Genomic DNA, 15,109 nt, shown 5'->3' with positions numbered 1-15,109 from the left:
TATATTTTGTTTCTGAAAATTGTATGATGCATAGAAATAGAGAATAGAGAAGCAACCCTTCAATGAAGAAGGGCAATGGAACTTACTATCTTCATAGTAAGTTCAAAGAGAATGGGAATTACTTCCAACCCTCTTTCACGATTTGTGCAGATTTTTTATAAGGGTATTTTTTCACCAATTCTTTGACTGAAAGTTTTTGGTCTCCTTCTCTCATGAAGTGAGCCAATGTAACTGAAGCCCAATAGTCATTTGCATATTCCGTTCCTTCAAGTTGAACAGGTACCCCATTATTATTGACGGTGTGACATGCAGTACAGGTAACCGGTCCGGTATATTTACCATCAGGACTATACTGAAGTGCTTGCTGGTGTGTTGTCACATCTACGGATCTTTCATCACCGTCATATCTTGTAGAATAAAGACCATGCGTCGACTCATGACACGTTTGACATGCAAGGTTACCATGTGCTTTAGAGTATCTATAGAGTGAATATTTGTTAGGCTGATCGATCGGGAAGTATTTACCACCGGTATCCTGCTCAACAAACGGTGCTAAGTGACAATCCGCACAGTGAGGTTCAGAAGCGGACAACCACCAGTCGTTACCAGCAGAAGCTGCTGAATATGGTACATCTCCACCTGTTTTATGGTTCCAAGGCTTGAGATCGAGTTTACCGTCTTTACCTACATTTTTAACCAATGTTGCAGACTTGTGATCTGTGTAGTAACTAAGGACTTCATCCTTCTCACCAGCTGATTTAGGGTCTGCCCAGGAAGCAAATTTCTTCATGTCTCCACCTGTGATACCTGCTACCATTTCTTTAAGAGATTTGTTTCTAAGTGTTTTCCCCTCTTGTTTGGAATCATTGGTCAAGTCATCTGCAGCATAGAGTGCTTGCGCCACTTTCGTGTGACAGTTCGTACAGTATAGACCTCGAAGTTCACCAGCATCTTTGCCATGCTCATCTTTGGTCGCAACGTTCTCAAGCTGCCATTTCCCATAAGCATTAAGGAAGAATGGAGGTTTTGCATTAGGGTTGGAGTGTGCATCACGTCTTACATAACATCCACCACCAGACTTTCTGATATCACCTTTAGAGAATCTTGCTTCACCATATCTGTCTGTTACACGGAACGGGTTCGTGTCATCATTCATATTAGGGTTTTGGAAGTGTGTTGGGTGACAGGATTGACATGATTGTGATCTACCAGCTGCATCAGGCATAGGCACCATGGCAAGGTGGAATCCGTGTACTGCTTCTGAAAGAGGTTTTGCTTTCACCGTTTTGTAACCGCTAGCCGTTACTCTTGGCTCTTGTAGGTTCCCAGAAACATTATCCCCGTGACAGTCTGTACAATTTACAAAACCGACTTTACCTAAACGCTGTGCAGGCGCATCCGGACGATAGTCTGAAAGAAATGTCGTACCATGATGCTTATCGTGGAGTGAAAGGATGTTGATAGAACCTTCAGAAAGTCTTGCCATATACTCGGATGTATCAGGGTAGGATTTCCAGTAGTCATACTCTTGATCTCCTTGTTTAAGACCTTCATCTCTGGCCATTTGAGCGGCTTTACCGGTACGTGAGTGACAGGAATAACAGTTAGGAATATCCACCGGGTTTGTACCGAAGTAAGAAACCGCGCTTCCATCAGGCTGTTTTATCTGCTGTCCTGCATCTGTATGAAGTTCAACAGTGGAGTACTGGAAGGGTTGGAAATCTCTTTCTGTGACCGTACGAAGTGAACCTTTTCTTGTACTATCGTTGAATGCTGTTAAAGGCAGACCCAGTGCATCCCATAAGTGTGAAGCAGTTAGGACAAGTTTAACATCTTTTACTGGAGGCACGAGGGTATCGGTCATCACAACATTACCGCCATCTTTACCGGCATAGGTCATATACCCGGTCATAGGTGCACCGGAAGGACCATGATCCACTTTGACCTGGATCTGACGACCTACTCTAAGTCTGTCTTTTTCTGTGACACCTGCAGGCATGGTACCTTCAAGATCTTTATAGATAAAGAGGTGTGTCCATACATAGTTGGCAACATTATCACCCGGACTATCAAGGTGCCCATCCCCATCGGCATCTTTCGCTACCATCCAGTACTTCATTTTATTCCCTTCAGAGTATGAGTTGTCTCTGGTATAGGCAAAAAGTTTGACATTGTCATTGGGTGTCATAAGCTTAGGAAGGCTGCTCCCTTTTCCTACTCTGATCGCTTGTGACTGTATGGAGTTGTATGGAGGGATGACACAGCAGTAGCTCATATCAAAACCAACACAGTGCATACCAAGTTCATAGTTTACAAACATGCTATAGTCTGCTTTGGGTTGATAGGCAGTTTTCCCTTTTATTTTTACTGCTTCTAATTTATCCATCGAAAACGGCGGCGTTTTGTCATAATCAGCGGCAGAAAAAGCAGCAGTAGAAAGAAGTGACAAGGTTACTGTGCTTTTTAGAATTTTTGAAATCATTTTAGTCTCCTTTTAAAAATTGATTACTTTTTATTTTTGCATGTGTGTTGTTAATAAAACTTTAAATTATCGTAAAAATACAAATCTTCTAATATAATAAATGATTATTATTTTTCCTAAGAATATTTATTATAATTTTTTCGAATAACTATGAGAATATGAGGTTTTAATGGGGTAATAAGTACGTCAGTTTACAGAGGAAAAATGTGTATGCATCCATTTGATCCTATGAATGTTTATTGTTACAGGTTAAAGGATGTATGAGAGGTACAGTTTACTGCTTAACGGTACTTTTGTATCTCAGTATAGCAGAGTCTGTCTCCCTGGTACTATTTGACTTTTCTATTGTTCGGGTTAAAATCTAAACCATGAAGTGCTTCAATGGTCGTATCGGGTTTTTTAGCTTGTACTTTTTTCATGATATTGATAGGCCTGTCCATTTTATAAAGTTCCATTCTGGTCACTTTCCCATCTTTGTCATACCATCGTTTTTCACCCTCTTTATATCCATGTCTATACATAACATCGTTGTCGAGTATTCCGTCCTCATTATACTCTTTTTGTAACCCCTCTTTTTTGCCGTTTTTAAACGTGACTTCAGAGGCGAGTTTACCTGTACTGAAGTAGTACTTCTCAGAACCCTCTTTTTGATCATTAATATAATTGACCTCTATACGCAGTGTACCGTCAGCATAAAATATTTGATTGATGCCATGGCGTTTACCTTTTTGATAATGGATCACTTCAAGATGGTTTCCTTCTCTGTCATACCAATTGAGCGGTCCCTCTCTTAATCCTTTAACATTTTTCACTTCAAATGCCAGTTGACCGGTATTATAATAGACCTTTTCTAGTCCATCTTTGACGCCCTCTGCAGTTTCTGTTCTTGTACCTTTTAGATATTCGATCTGTGATTTGACCACACCATTTTCAAAATGATCTGTGAAAAGTTCTGCCTGAAGCGCAACTGTACCAAGTAACGTAAGTATGATTAAAAGTGTTTTTTTCATAGTGGTCCAAGTTATGCGATTAAGGCTTGATGTTCAATTTTACTACAGTAATTCTGTACCACTTTCATTCCTGCCTCTTTAGCTTTTTGTGCTGCAGCATTGTTCACTAGTCCAAGTTGACCCCAAAATACTTTAACGTCACCTCTTCTAATGCAAGCATCTGCAATCGCATCAAATGCACTGGGTTTTCTAAAGATATTCACCATATCAATTTCAAAAGGGATATCTTCAAGTGAACGGTAGACTTTTTCCCCTAATATCTTATCTTCTTTGGGATATACAGGGACTATTTTATACCCTGCATTTTTAAGATATCTTGCAACCATATTACTTGCCTTGCTTTCATCTGGTGAAAGACCAAGGATCGCGATCGTCTTGACACTTTCAAAGATTTCTTTCATCTCTTCACGATTAGAGTTGACCAGCGGCATTTCACATTCCATGCTTTATCCTTAATTTTGATATACTTCGGACAATATAATAGCTAGGAAAGATAATGTTAGACTTAAAAAGTATCCAAAAAGCCTATGAAAGAGTATCGGATGTTGTACACCGTACACCCTTTTCGTATGCCCCTATTTTAAGCCAAATGAGTGGCTATGAAGTGTACCTTAAAAAAGAGAATCTTCAACGTACCGGTGCATTTAAACTCAGAGGAGCATTTAATAAAATTGCTTCTTTGATAGAAGCAGGTGACAGAGGTGGCGTTGTTGCTTCATCTGCGGGTAACCATGCACAGGGTGTGGCTTTTTCAGCAAAACACTTTGGTATCGAAGCAACCATTGTCATGCCAGAATCCACACCGCTTACGAAAGTGATGGGCGTGAAAGAGTTTGGTGCCAATGTGATACTTCATGGCTCTAACTATGATGAAGCCTATGCCTATGCCGTCAAATTCGGGGAAGAGAACAACTATACATTTGTACACCCTTTTGAAGATGATGAAGTCATGTCAGGTCAAGGTACAGTTGCACTTGAGATAATTGAAGAGATGAAAGATCTTGATGCTATGGTTATATGCGTAGGTGGAGGGGGACTGATCTCAGGTATGTCTGTGGCAAGTAAGGCACTGAATCCTAAGTGCAAGATCATCGGTATCTCTTCAGCAGGAGCACCTGCGATGAAACAGTCTTATGATGCAAAGACACCTATAGATACGACTTCGGTAAGGACGATCGCTGATGGTATCGCCGTAAGAGATACGTCACCGATCACTTTAGAGTATATTCTAAAAAATGTAGATGTGTTTGAGACAGTGGGTGAAGATGAGATCGCTGCTGCCATACTTTTTTTGTTAGAAAAACAAAAAGTGTTGGTAGAGGGGGCAGGTGCCGTAGGTGTTGCTGCCCTTTTACATGGAAAGATAGACTTGCCTAAAGGTTCAAAAGTGGCTGTGGTACTGAGTGGAGGAAACATTGATGTGACAATGCTTTCTCTGATCATTGAAAAAGGATTGATGAAGTCTGCACGTAAGATGAAACTGCTTGTTACACTTGTAGATAAACCGGGGGCGTTACAGGCATTAACCGAGATACTCACAAAAGTAGGAGCGAACATTGTACAGATAGGGTATGATAGAACCTCTATAGATCTGGAATTCGGTGATGCAAATGTCTCTGTCTCCTTGGAAACCAAAGGTGTGGAGCATCAGGAACAGATAAGAGAGCAACTCAAAGAGGGTGGGTTTGCTTTTAAAGAAGAGCATTAATGATAGCGATAGATCTAGGTTCAAATACTTTACGTGTATTGGAGTATGAATGTAGCACGGGCAGACAGATAGCTGAATTTGAAAAGATCGTGAAGACGGCAGATGGTCTAGCGCAGTATGGGTTGATCAATGACGAGGCTGTAAAAAGGGTCATCTCAGGCATACAGGAAGCACAAGAACAGATCGATTTCTCTTCTTCTGTAGTAAGGGCTGTGACAACAGAAGCTGTACGTAGAGCAGAAAATTCAGAGGAAGTCCTCTTTCAGATCCAAAAAGAGACAGGGGTGCATTTTGATATCATTTCGGGTGAAGAAGAAGCAAGACTCACTTTACTTGCAGTAAAGCATAGACTCTCTGTATTACAAGATACTTCAGAGAGTTTTGTACTGATTGATATAGGTGGAGGTTCTACCGAACTTATCTTCCATTATGGAGATGAAACGATCTCTAAAAGTTTTCCTTTAGGGATTGTAACTATTGCACAAACCCATGAAACATTGGAAAACATAGACAAAGTCCTTCCTGAAGAGATGGCTGAGATGCAACGATTTTGTAACCATCTTTATGAGAAAAAAGGTAAAGTCAATACTTTCGTAGCCACAGCCGGTACACCCACTACCGTAGCTGCGATGAAACTCGGACAAAACTATGAAACCTATGATGCATCAAAGATCAACGGTATCTCTCTTGAGATAGATGAGTTAGACTTTTACTTGAAAAAATTACTCTCTATGCCATTTGAAAAGAGAGAGATCGCTGTAGGTACCGGACGTTCTGATCTGATTGCTGCAGGTATACTTATCTATAAACAACTCTTCACATTATTGGGGTTTGGAAGTTGCATTGTGATAGATGATGGTCTGCGCGAGGGTGTGGCCATAGAAGCTTGCGGGCACGAGACCCATTAAACTCTAATCTTTTTTAGATATAATCAAAAAAAATTTAAATGGAGTGTAGACCATGCAAATGAGTGGTGCACAAATGGTGTGTGAAGCGATCATCGCTGAGGGTGTTAAGACCGTATTTGGTTATCCCGGCGGAGCGATCATGCACGTTTATGATGAAATTTACAAACAAGAAGGGTTTGAGCATATCTTGAACCGTCACGAACAGGCAGCGGTTCACGCAGCAGATGGTTATGCAAGAGCTACAGGTGAAGTAGGTGTTGCAATGGTGACAAGCGGCCCAGGATTTACAAACGCTGTCACTGGGCTTGCAACAGCCTATATGGATTCAATTCCTATGGTTGTTATCTCTGGACAGGTGCCTTTATCGCTGATCGGTACAGACGGGTTTCAAGAGATAGATGCTGTAGGTATATCCAGACCCTGTACAAAACATAACTTTCTGGTACGTTCGCTGGAAGAACTTCCGCGTTTATTGAAAGAAGCATTTTATATCGCGCGTTCTGGACGACCAGGACCGGTACTTATCGACATTCCTAAAGATATTACCGTAGATATTGGTGAGTTCGTCTATCCTGACTCTGTCAATATTCCTACGTATAAGCCAACATACAAAGGAAACAAAAAGCAGATAGAAAAAGCGGTTGAAGCGATGAAAAAAGCAAAGAAACCTTTGCTTTATATCGGGGGTGGATCTGTACTTTCAAATGCAAGTGACCTTGTACGTGAATTGGCTGAAAAAACACAGATCCCTACCGTTGAAACATTGATGGCAAGAGGTGTAATGGGTGCAAAGAATCCATTGCTTCTTGGTATGTTGGGGATGCATGGGAACTATGCATCCAATATGGCAATGTCAGAAACAGACCTGGTGATCTCTTTGGGTGCCAGATTTGATGACAGGGTTACAGGTAAACTTTCCGAGTTTGCCAAATATGCAGACATTATCCATGTAGACATTGATGCAGCGAATATCGGTAAACTTGTGGATGTTGACTATCCTATAGTAGGTGATGTAACAGAGGTACTTGAAGCGATGTTACCGCTTCTTGATGGTATAGATACGGACAGATTCCAGGCATGGAGAGAGATACTCAAACGCTATGATGAGCTTCACCCTCAATCCTATGTTGATTCTGATGATGTCATCAAACCGCAATGGGCCATAGAACGTATCGGTGAACTGGTAGGTGAAAATGCCATCATAACTTCAGATGTCGGGCAGCACCAAATGTGGGCAGCACAGCATTACCCGTTTGACAGACCGCGCCAATGGATCAATTCAGGTGGATTGGGAACCATGGGCTTTGGTTTTCCTGCAGCACTCGGGGCTAAAAAAGCCTTCCCGGACAAGACAGTTATCAATGTCACTGGTGACGGATCGATCCTGATGAATATGCAAGAACTTGTAACGGCGGCTGAGTATAAAATACCGGTCATCAACCTGATACTCAATAACCATTTCTTAGGGATGGTTAGACAGTGGCAGACGTTCTTCTATGAAAAACGCTACTCTGAAACAGACTTGACATTCCAACCAAACTGGAAAGCCTTGGCAGAAGCGTGCGGTGGAATAGGGTATGACGTTACAACAAAAGAAGAGTTTGACGCAGCGATCAAAGATGCGATAGCACAGGACAAAGTGTGTTTCATGAATGTTGCCGTGAACCGTTTTGAAAATGTACTTCCTATGGTACCAGCTGGAGGAGCACTGTTTAATATGATGTTACCGCAAAAAGGAGAGAAATAATGGAAAATGCTATGAATGAAAGACGTGTTATTTCCGTTATCGTATTGAATGAGAGTTCTGTACTTGCACGTGTGACATCACTTTTTGCAGCGCGTGGCTATAACATTGCGTCACTCACTGTGGCACCCATACCTGACAGTGAAATGTCACATATTACGATCGAAACGAATGGTTCTGCCAAGGTTATGGAACAGATCACTAAGCAACTGCATAAGCTCATACCTGTCTATAAGGTTATCGAGCATGAAGAGATGGTTGAAAAAGAGATGGTACTGGTGAAGTTCCCTATTACCGAACATCTAAGTGATATCGGAGCATTGTGTGCAGCCTATAATGGTGGTATTGCCAATGTGGGTAAAGAGATGATCATTGCCATGGTTGCAGACGAACCTGTACGTATTCAGCATTTTATAGAGGCAGCTCAACGCTACAATCCTTATGAGATAGTACGCGGCGGTGTGGTTGCCATAGAAAGATAAAAATTATTCTACCTCTCTCACTCTCCTTGCTTACAGGAGAGTGACATCTACTTTAAGTTAAAAGGACCACTTTATGACTTACACACTCTCTCAAATAACAGAAGATATCGGTGTAGATTTTCATGGTGAAGATATCACTATAGAAGGGATACATACCTTAAGTGAAGCTACTTCCACACAACTCAGTTTTTTTACGGACAGTAAATACGCTTCACAATTGGCAGATACCAAGGCTGCTGCGGTATTGATCGATGAAAAACATGCTGGATTGCTGCCTTCCGGAACGATCGCACTGGTCACAGATGAAGCATATCTTAAACTGGCACTTGCCTCTAAATTTTTTGCACATAAACTTGAGAGTGGTACATCAGAACCTACCCTAGGAAAGGGATGTGATATAGATAAGAGCGTCTCTTTTGGTAAAAATGTGACACTTGGAGATCATGTGGTCATTTTACCGGGTTGTTACCTTGGAGATAATGTGACTGTTGGTTCCGGAACATTATTGCATCCCAATGTGACCTTGTATCATCATACAAAGATCGGTTCTGAGTGTATCATTCATAGCGGTACAGTGATTGGTTGTGATGGGTACGGTTTTGCACATACAAAGCTTGGTGAACATGTGAAGATCTATCAGAATGGTAATGTTGTTGTAGAAGATGATGTAGAGATCGGGGCAAACTGTGCCATAGACAGAGCTGTATTTGGCACCACCTATATACGTAAAGGTACCAAACTGGATAATCTGATACAGATCGCACATAACTGTGATGTAGGTGAACACACCCTTTGTGCTGCCCAAGTAGGTCTTGCAGGCTCTACGACTTTAGGCAGAAATGTAGTCATGGGTGGACAAAGTGCTACTGCGGGACATTTGGAAGTGGGTGCCTTCGCAACTATCGCAGGAAAAGGTGGTGTCACCAAGTCCCTTGAAGGGGGTAAAACCTATGCTGGTTTCCCTGCTATCGATCATAAAATGTGGTTACGTCTGCAAGCCAAAATGATGGGTTTGCTCAAAGGTAAAAAATAGTCAATTCATTGTAATATAATCTTGATATAAATAATTTAAAGGAGAAGATATGAGTGGCACAGTGACAAAAATAGATGAAATGGGTTTGAGTGGTACAAAAGATGGAAAGATCACGATTACGACAGTAGCAGAACCTTATGGTCCAAAGAGTGAAAGTGTAGCAAGTATCGGTATTTCACTGCAGGCAGGTGCTGAAGAACCGGATTGGAAAGTGCATATTCCTAAAGCAAATATTGATGCAGTGATTGCAGCATTGCAAGAGGCAAAAAAGGCTTTATAGCCTTTGATATACTTTTTGGTTAATGGGTTGTCCCATTAACTACACTTCATCATTTTTCATGACCTTGTATTTATCGAAAGCTCTTTGCATAAGGTCTTTATCTGGGATCTTTCTCCCTGCAATATATCCGATGAGATTTCCGTCATCATCCAATTTAGGTTTGATCCATACAACCACATTGTAATATTTACCTTCACTGGTCATATTTTTGACAAAACCTTCCCAGTAATTTCCACCTTTTATTGTCTCCCATAACTCTTTGAATGCAGCCTTTGGCATATCTGGATGTCTATTTATGCTGTGTGGTGATCCAATGAGTTCTTCTTTCGTATAACCGGTAAGTTCACGAAATTTACGGTTGGCATAAGTGATGATACCTGCCGGGTCTGTCTCCGTGATCATAACACCACCATCAAATGGCACTTCTACATCTACAGGATCTGGTTTTGTGATCTCTTGACCGGTAATAATATTTTTAACTGTTTTTCCCATTTTTTCTCCATGGACAATAGATATGTTGTATTAAAGGTTTTATAGGACACAATGAAGTAAAAATGCAGATCAAATACATTTGGCAGTTTGGCGATCTGCATTGAGACCCATAACTTTCTGCCCTCACTTCACAATGAGTTTAGCCTTATATATGATACATTATATATTATCTATCTATAGCTTATATGGACATAATACACTACCTTACAACTAAGATTTAATCATATTTTCTTCATACTTTGCTACAATTACAGAATTATGATAAAGGGGCGTTTTTTGTCTATTACAGAAACAATCAAATCACTTTTACAAGATCGTATACTCGTCATCGATGGTGCAATGGGTACACAGATACAAGACCTTAAAGTTCCAGCTGAAGCATGGTTGGATGACAAAGGTATATCTCAAGAGGGGTGTAATGAGTTATTGAATGATACAGCACCGGAACTTATAGGACGTATACATAAGCGTTATGCTATGGCGGGTGCCGATCTATTAAAGACAAATACATTTGGTACTATGCCATGGGTACTTGATGAATATGATATGGGTGAACGGGCCTATGAACTTTCTAAAAAAGGTGCGCAGCTCGTCAAAGAGGTATGTAATGAATACGGTACACAAGAATCACCGAAGTTTGTTTTAGGTTCTATAGGACCTGGAACAAAGCTTCCTTCTCTAGGGCATATTCATTATGACGAGATGTATGAGGGGTATAAACTTGTTGCGCTTGGACTTATCGATGGTGGATGTGATGTTTTTCTTTTGGAAACCTGTCAGGATCCTCTACAGATCAAAGCAGCACTTCATGCCTGTCAGGATGCAAATGAAGAGAGAGAAGTTCAGCTTCCTATCATGATTTCTGTGACCATTGAACTCAGTGGTACGATGCTTATAGGTACCAATGCTGAGACGATAGTTACCATACTTGAACCGTTTGATATATTATCGCTTGGATTTAACTGTGGTACTGGACCGGATCAGGTAAAAAAACATCTCAAAACACTCTCTGAACTCTGGCATAGACCTATCTCTATCCATGCCAATGCTGGACTGCCTCAAAACCGTGGAGGGTATACCTATTATCCTATGGGGCCGGATGAATTTACAGAAAAGCAGTTGGAGTTTACAGGATATGATGGCGTAAGCTTTTTAGGTGGATGTTGCGGTACTACGCCTCAGCATATCCAGGCACTCAAAAAGGCTGTAGAGGTGGTGACACCCAAAGTCCCAACAGGAAGTATCAAACCAAGTGTGGCATCTCTATTTAACACTGTTGAACTTTTTCAGGAACCGGCACCACTGCTCATAGGGGAGCGTTCCAATGCGACAGGTTCAAAGGCATTTAGAGAGCTGATCTTGGCCAGTGATTATGAAGGTACACTGACCGTAGGTCAGGCACAGGTACGTGATGGAGCACATATGCTTGATGTCAACGTGGAGTTTGCAGGACGTGATGGTGCCAAGGATATGAGAGCGGTTATGGAGCTCTATAATCAGAAGATTCCGCTTCCTCTTATGCCGGATGCAACACGACCCAATACGATAGAAGAGGGGCTTAAGTGTATCGGTGGAAAGCCTATCATCAATTCAACGAACCTGGAAGATGGGGAAGAGAATTTTGCAACCTACTGTAAGTTGGCCAAAAAGTATGGGGCTGTACTTGTCTGTCTTGTGATCGACGAAGAGGGAATGGCAAGAACCAAAGAGAAGAAAGTAGCCGTGGCTAAACGTATGTATGATCTTGCCGTGAACACACATGGGCTGGAACCGCAGAATATCATGTTCGATATGCTGGCCTTTACTGTGGGTACGGGTGAAGAAGAAGACAGGTTTGCCGGGAAAAATGCCTATGAAGCCATCAAAGAGATACATGAGATCTATCCTGAGGTAGGTTCTACTCTTGGACTCTCAAATATCTCATTCGGGCTGGAAAAACATGCGAGATTCTACCTGAACTCGGTCTTCTTACATCACTGTGTACAAGCAGGTATGACATCCGTGATCATCAATGTGAAGCATATTATTCCACTCGCTAAAATGACACCGGAAGATATTGCGATTTGTGAAGAGCTGCTTTTTACACCAGATGATAAATCATTGTTTAAATTCATCGACCATTTTGCAGATGCGGTGGTGGAAGATGAGGGTGCAGATGAAGCCTATGAGGCGATGAGTCATGAAGAGAAGATCAAAAAACTTCTGATGGATGGTGACAAAGAAAGGATGCTGCCACTTGTGGAAGAGGCACGTCATGAGATACACCCGGATGTGATAGTGAACGAAATTCTTATTGACGCGATGAAAGTGGTGGGTGAACTCTTTGGTTCAGGGCAGATGCAGCTTCCTTTTGTACTTCAGTCGGCTGAAACGATGAAAGCTACAGTAGACTACCTCAACCCTTATCTTACCAAACAGGAAAAAGAGACGGATACCACACTGGTGATCGGTACAGTCAAAGGTGATGTCCATGATGTGGGTAAAAACCTTGTAGACATTATCCTTTCGAATAATGGTTTTAAAGTGGTCAATGTAGGGATCAAAACTGAACTTCAAGAGTACCTTGATGTGATAGAAAAACAATCCATACAGGCTATAGGGATGAGCGGTCTTCTGGTGAAATCCACAGCGGTGATGAAAGAGAATCTTGAAACGATGGCCGAGATGGGTATGGAGATACCTGTACTCTTGGGAGGCGCAGCACTGACACGTTCTTTTGTGGATGATTTCTGTAGACCTATCTATAAAGGCCCTATATTCTACTGTCGTGATGCATTTGACGGCGTTATCGCTATGAGCCGTATAGAGAAGTTCAATGAAGACCCAAGTGTAGGACTGGATACACGTCTGGCTGGAGATATGGTAGAACGTGTAGAGAAAGAGGTAAAAGAGGTGGTGATACCACCATTTGAAGAGATAGAGATGCCTGAGAAAGTGGCAATACCAACACCGCCATTCTGGGGAAGAAGAGTACTACAAAAAGAAGACTTGGATCTCTCTATGATCTACGAGTGGATCAATACACGTTCTGTCTTCAAGATGCACTGGGGCTATAAGAGTAAAGGTATGGATAAAGAGGCGTATCAAAAGCTCATGGATGAGACGGTCTATCCTGCTTTTGAACGTTTGAAAAAAGAGTTTATCGAAAAAGAGCTATTTGAACCGACGATCATCTATGGGTATTATCCATGTAGAAGTGATGACCAGGAATTATACCTGTTCGATGAGAGTGAAGGGTGGAATGTCGATGCCAATGCCAACCGTGAACCTTTAAATAAAGTTATCGGCAGGGCAGTGACAAAATTCTCCTTTCCTAGACAAGGCAGAAAACCTCACCGGGCACTTTCTGACTTCTTCAGACATGACAGGCACGATGTGATCGCGCTTACCTGTGTCAGCGCAGGTGCTAAATTCTCTGCCTATGAAAAAGAGCTTTACGATGCAGGTAAATACCTGGAGTACAATATGGTACATGGGCTCTCCGTTGAACTGGCTGAGGCATTGGCTGAAGTCGTACATAAACAGATACGTTTGGATCTGAATATCACTGCGGAAGATGAAGGCAATACGTTGCGTGATGTGCGTATGAACCGTTATCAGGGGGCTAGATATTCATTCGGGTACCCGGCATGTCCAGACCTTGAACAGAGTAGAGAGTTGTTTGATATGTTAAAACCTGAAGAGTTTGGTATCGAACTCTCTGAGACATTCCAGATAGTACCGGAACAGAGTACTACGGCACTGGTGGTACACCATAAAAGTGCGACCTATTATTCCTTATAAGTTTTGAGGACTTTAACTTGTTCCCATAATCTATATGGGAATCAGGTTCATATGTTCATATGACTCAGATGTTTTTACATATCAAGCTTTACTTCCTCCATGGATCATATCTGAAATGACCCCTTTTTCATCTCTGTTTTCAGCAACAATAACCCCGATGATATGTAATGGAACAAAGATCAATACGGCATTGTAAACAAGTTCATGTATCTCTTTGATATCATGGGCTGTATCTTTTGTAAGAGAAAGTGCTTCATAAAAGTGAATGGTCAATCCTGTAATGGCCATAAAAATCAAGACAGCATAGAAAACGATATAACTCATAGTGACCATTTTTTTATGGAAGGTCTTTTCTTTGAAGTTTTGATAGTTGCTTTTGCCACTTTGGGTAAAAAAGAGCAAGAGTCTCCACAGGAGTAAAACTGCAAATGCATACCCTAAGAGGATGTGCCACTCCCACATAGGTGCACGGATAGCTGTGGCAAGTGTTTTAGCTTGATCAGCTGTGACTTCAATATTGATCTCTGAAAGTTTTTGAGTAAGCAGCTCAGAGTTCGATCTCCAACTTAAAAAGGTTTTACGTAAAAATACTGTTCCAAGCAGGCCTAAAATAACCGTTGCATGTACCCAGTGCCACACTCTAAAATCTAAACGCCACTGTTTCATTTTCTATCCTTTTACATAAAATCTATAATGATTAGTATATTATAGTATCTTTAATGGAAAATGGTATAGACTAAAGTAAATAGTTGAAGAGAAGGATGTTTAGAATGAAATTGGAAAAGGGAATGTATAGACACTATAAAGGAAACCTTTATGAGGTGTTTATGACAGCACAACACTCAGAGACTGAAGAGTGGATGGTGGTCTATAAGGCTTTATATGGGGATCAAGGAATGTGGGTGCGTCCGTATGAAATGTTTGTGGAAAAAGTTGAGGTAAATGGTCTCTTCATCTCCCGCTTTGAAAAGCTGGAGGGTGAAGGTTAGATCCCTTCCATTCTTCTGGCCTCAAAGCTCACTAACACTTCCCCCAAAAACCTAAAATGAAGTTCTATAGGACGACAGCAGACTTCACAGTCTTCAATATACTCACTCTCTTCCTCCGAACTGTCCAGTATCATGGAGATGCGTTCCCAGCAATAGGGACAGGTAAAAAAATGTTCCATGCAGACTCCCTGTTTTTTT

General features: G+C 41.4%; 14 protein-coding genes and 1 riboswitch. Of the genes, 8 read left to right on the top strand and 6 right to left on the bottom strand.

What is annotated here, in order from left to right:
- Positions 1-118: 118 nt before the first annotated feature.
- The 3 genes from PF327_RS01265 to PF327_RS01255 form a co-directional block, all read right to left on the bottom strand.
- The gene (locus PF327_RS01265) at positions 119-2,482 is read right to left on the bottom strand and encodes a hypothetical protein (RefSeq protein ID WP_008243991.1); all 2,364 of its coding nucleotides are present in this window, start codon (positions 2,480-2,482) and stop codon (positions 119-121) included.
- 329 nt (positions 2,483-2,811) lie between these two features.
- Complete coding sequence (locus tag PF327_RS01260; RefSeq protein WP_289400988.1) at positions 2,812-3,492, bottom strand: toxin-antitoxin system YwqK family antitoxin; 681 nt, start codon at positions 3,490-3,492, stop codon at positions 2,812-2,814.
- Between the two features lie 11 nt (positions 3,493-3,503).
- Positions 3,504-3,935, bottom strand: a complete 432-nt coding sequence (locus PF327_RS01255; RefSeq protein WP_289400987.1) for a CoA-binding protein — start codon at positions 3,933-3,935, stop codon at positions 3,504-3,506.
- A gap of 53 nt (positions 3,936-3,988) precedes the next feature.
- Between PF327_RS01255 and ilvA the strand changes: the two genes are divergently transcribed.
- The 6 genes from ilvA (at position 3,989) to PF327_RS01225 (ending at position 9,647) form a co-directional block, all read left to right on the top strand.
- On the top strand, positions 3,989-5,200 hold the full coding sequence (gene ilvA / locus PF327_RS01250; RefSeq protein WP_008243985.1) for a threonine ammonia-lyase: 1,212 nt from the start codon (positions 3,989-3,991) through the stop codon (positions 5,198-5,200).
- On the top strand, positions 5,200-6,108 hold the full coding sequence (locus PF327_RS01245) for a Ppx/GppA phosphatase family protein (protein WP_008243983.1): 909 nt from the start codon (positions 5,200-5,202) through the stop codon (positions 6,106-6,108). Before ilvA ends, PF327_RS01245 begins: the two co-directional genes overlap by 1 nt.
- Positions 6,109-6,160: 52 nt before the next feature.
- Positions 6,161-7,855 (top strand): acetolactate synthase large subunit, encoded by a 1,695-nt coding sequence (locus PF327_RS01240; protein ID WP_289400986.1) that lies wholly within the window; start codon positions 6,161-6,163, stop codon positions 7,853-7,855.
- A complete protein-coding gene (gene ilvN / locus PF327_RS01235; RefSeq protein WP_289400985.1) occupies positions 7,855-8,334 on the top strand; it encodes an acetolactate synthase small subunit in 480 nt (159 codons plus the stop codon). The genes PF327_RS01240 and ilvN overlap by 1 nt, the downstream gene beginning before the upstream one ends.
- A 73-nt stretch (positions 8,335-8,407) precedes the next feature.
- Positions 8,408-9,367, top strand: a complete 960-nt coding sequence (gene lpxD, locus PF327_RS01230) for a UDP-3-O-(3-hydroxymyristoyl)glucosamine N-acyltransferase (RefSeq protein WP_289400984.1) — start codon at positions 8,408-8,410, stop codon at positions 9,365-9,367.
- A gap of 49 nt (positions 9,368-9,416) precedes the next feature.
- Positions 9,417-9,647, top strand: coding sequence for a hypothetical protein (locus PF327_RS01225; protein WP_008243976.1), 231 nt, complete (start codon positions 9,417-9,419; stop codon positions 9,645-9,647).
- Positions 9,648-9,686: 39 nt separating this feature from the next.
- On the opposite strand, the gene PF327_RS01220 is transcribed toward PF327_RS01225, so the two are convergent.
- Entirely contained in the window at positions 9,687-10,139 is a 453-nt protein-coding gene (locus tag PF327_RS01220) for a PAS domain-containing protein (RefSeq protein ID WP_289400983.1), read from the bottom strand.
- A gap of 78 nt (positions 10,140-10,217) precedes the next feature.
- A riboswitch (cyclic di-GMP riboswitch) is annotated at positions 10,218-10,293 on the bottom strand.
- 122 nt (positions 10,294-10,415) lie between these two features.
- On the opposite strand from PF327_RS01220, the gene metH reads away from it, so the two are divergent.
- Positions 10,416-13,922, top strand: a complete 3,507-nt coding sequence (gene metH, locus PF327_RS01215) for a methionine synthase (protein WP_289400982.1) — start codon at positions 10,416-10,418, stop codon at positions 13,920-13,922.
- An 81-nt stretch (positions 13,923-14,003) separates the two neighbouring features.
- Here the strand turns inward: metH and PF327_RS01210 are convergent, their stop codons facing one another.
- On the bottom strand, positions 14,004-14,588 hold the full coding sequence (locus tag PF327_RS01210) for a cytochrome b/b6 domain-containing protein (protein WP_289400981.1): 585 nt from the start codon (positions 14,586-14,588) through the stop codon (positions 14,004-14,006).
- 104 nt (positions 14,589-14,692) lie between these two features.
- Between PF327_RS01210 and PF327_RS01205 the strand changes: the two genes are divergently transcribed.
- Complete coding sequence (locus tag PF327_RS01205) at positions 14,693-14,911, top strand: DUF1653 domain-containing protein (RefSeq protein ID WP_289400980.1); 219 nt, start codon at positions 14,693-14,695, stop codon at positions 14,909-14,911.
- Here the strand turns inward: PF327_RS01205 and PF327_RS01200 are convergent.
- Positions 14,908-15,090 carry a zinc ribbon domain-containing protein gene (locus PF327_RS01200; protein ID WP_008243971.1) on the bottom strand — a complete coding sequence of 61 codons (183 nt, stop codon included), beginning with the start codon at positions 15,088-15,090 and terminating at the stop codon, positions 14,908-14,910. The two genes, PF327_RS01205 and PF327_RS01200, sit on opposite strands and share 4 nt — an antisense overlap.
- Between the last annotated feature and the right edge of the window lie 19 nt (positions 15,091-15,109).

Origin of the sequence: Sulfurovum xiamenensis (assembly GCF_030347995.1) — a bacterium.
In the GTDB taxonomy this organism is placed as follows: Bacteria; Campylobacterota; Campylobacteria; order Campylobacterales; family Sulfurovaceae; genus Sulfurovum; species Sulfurovum xiamenensis.
Note: the sequence above shows the minus strand (reverse complement) of the source record. Positions and strands in the feature narration are given on the sequence as shown.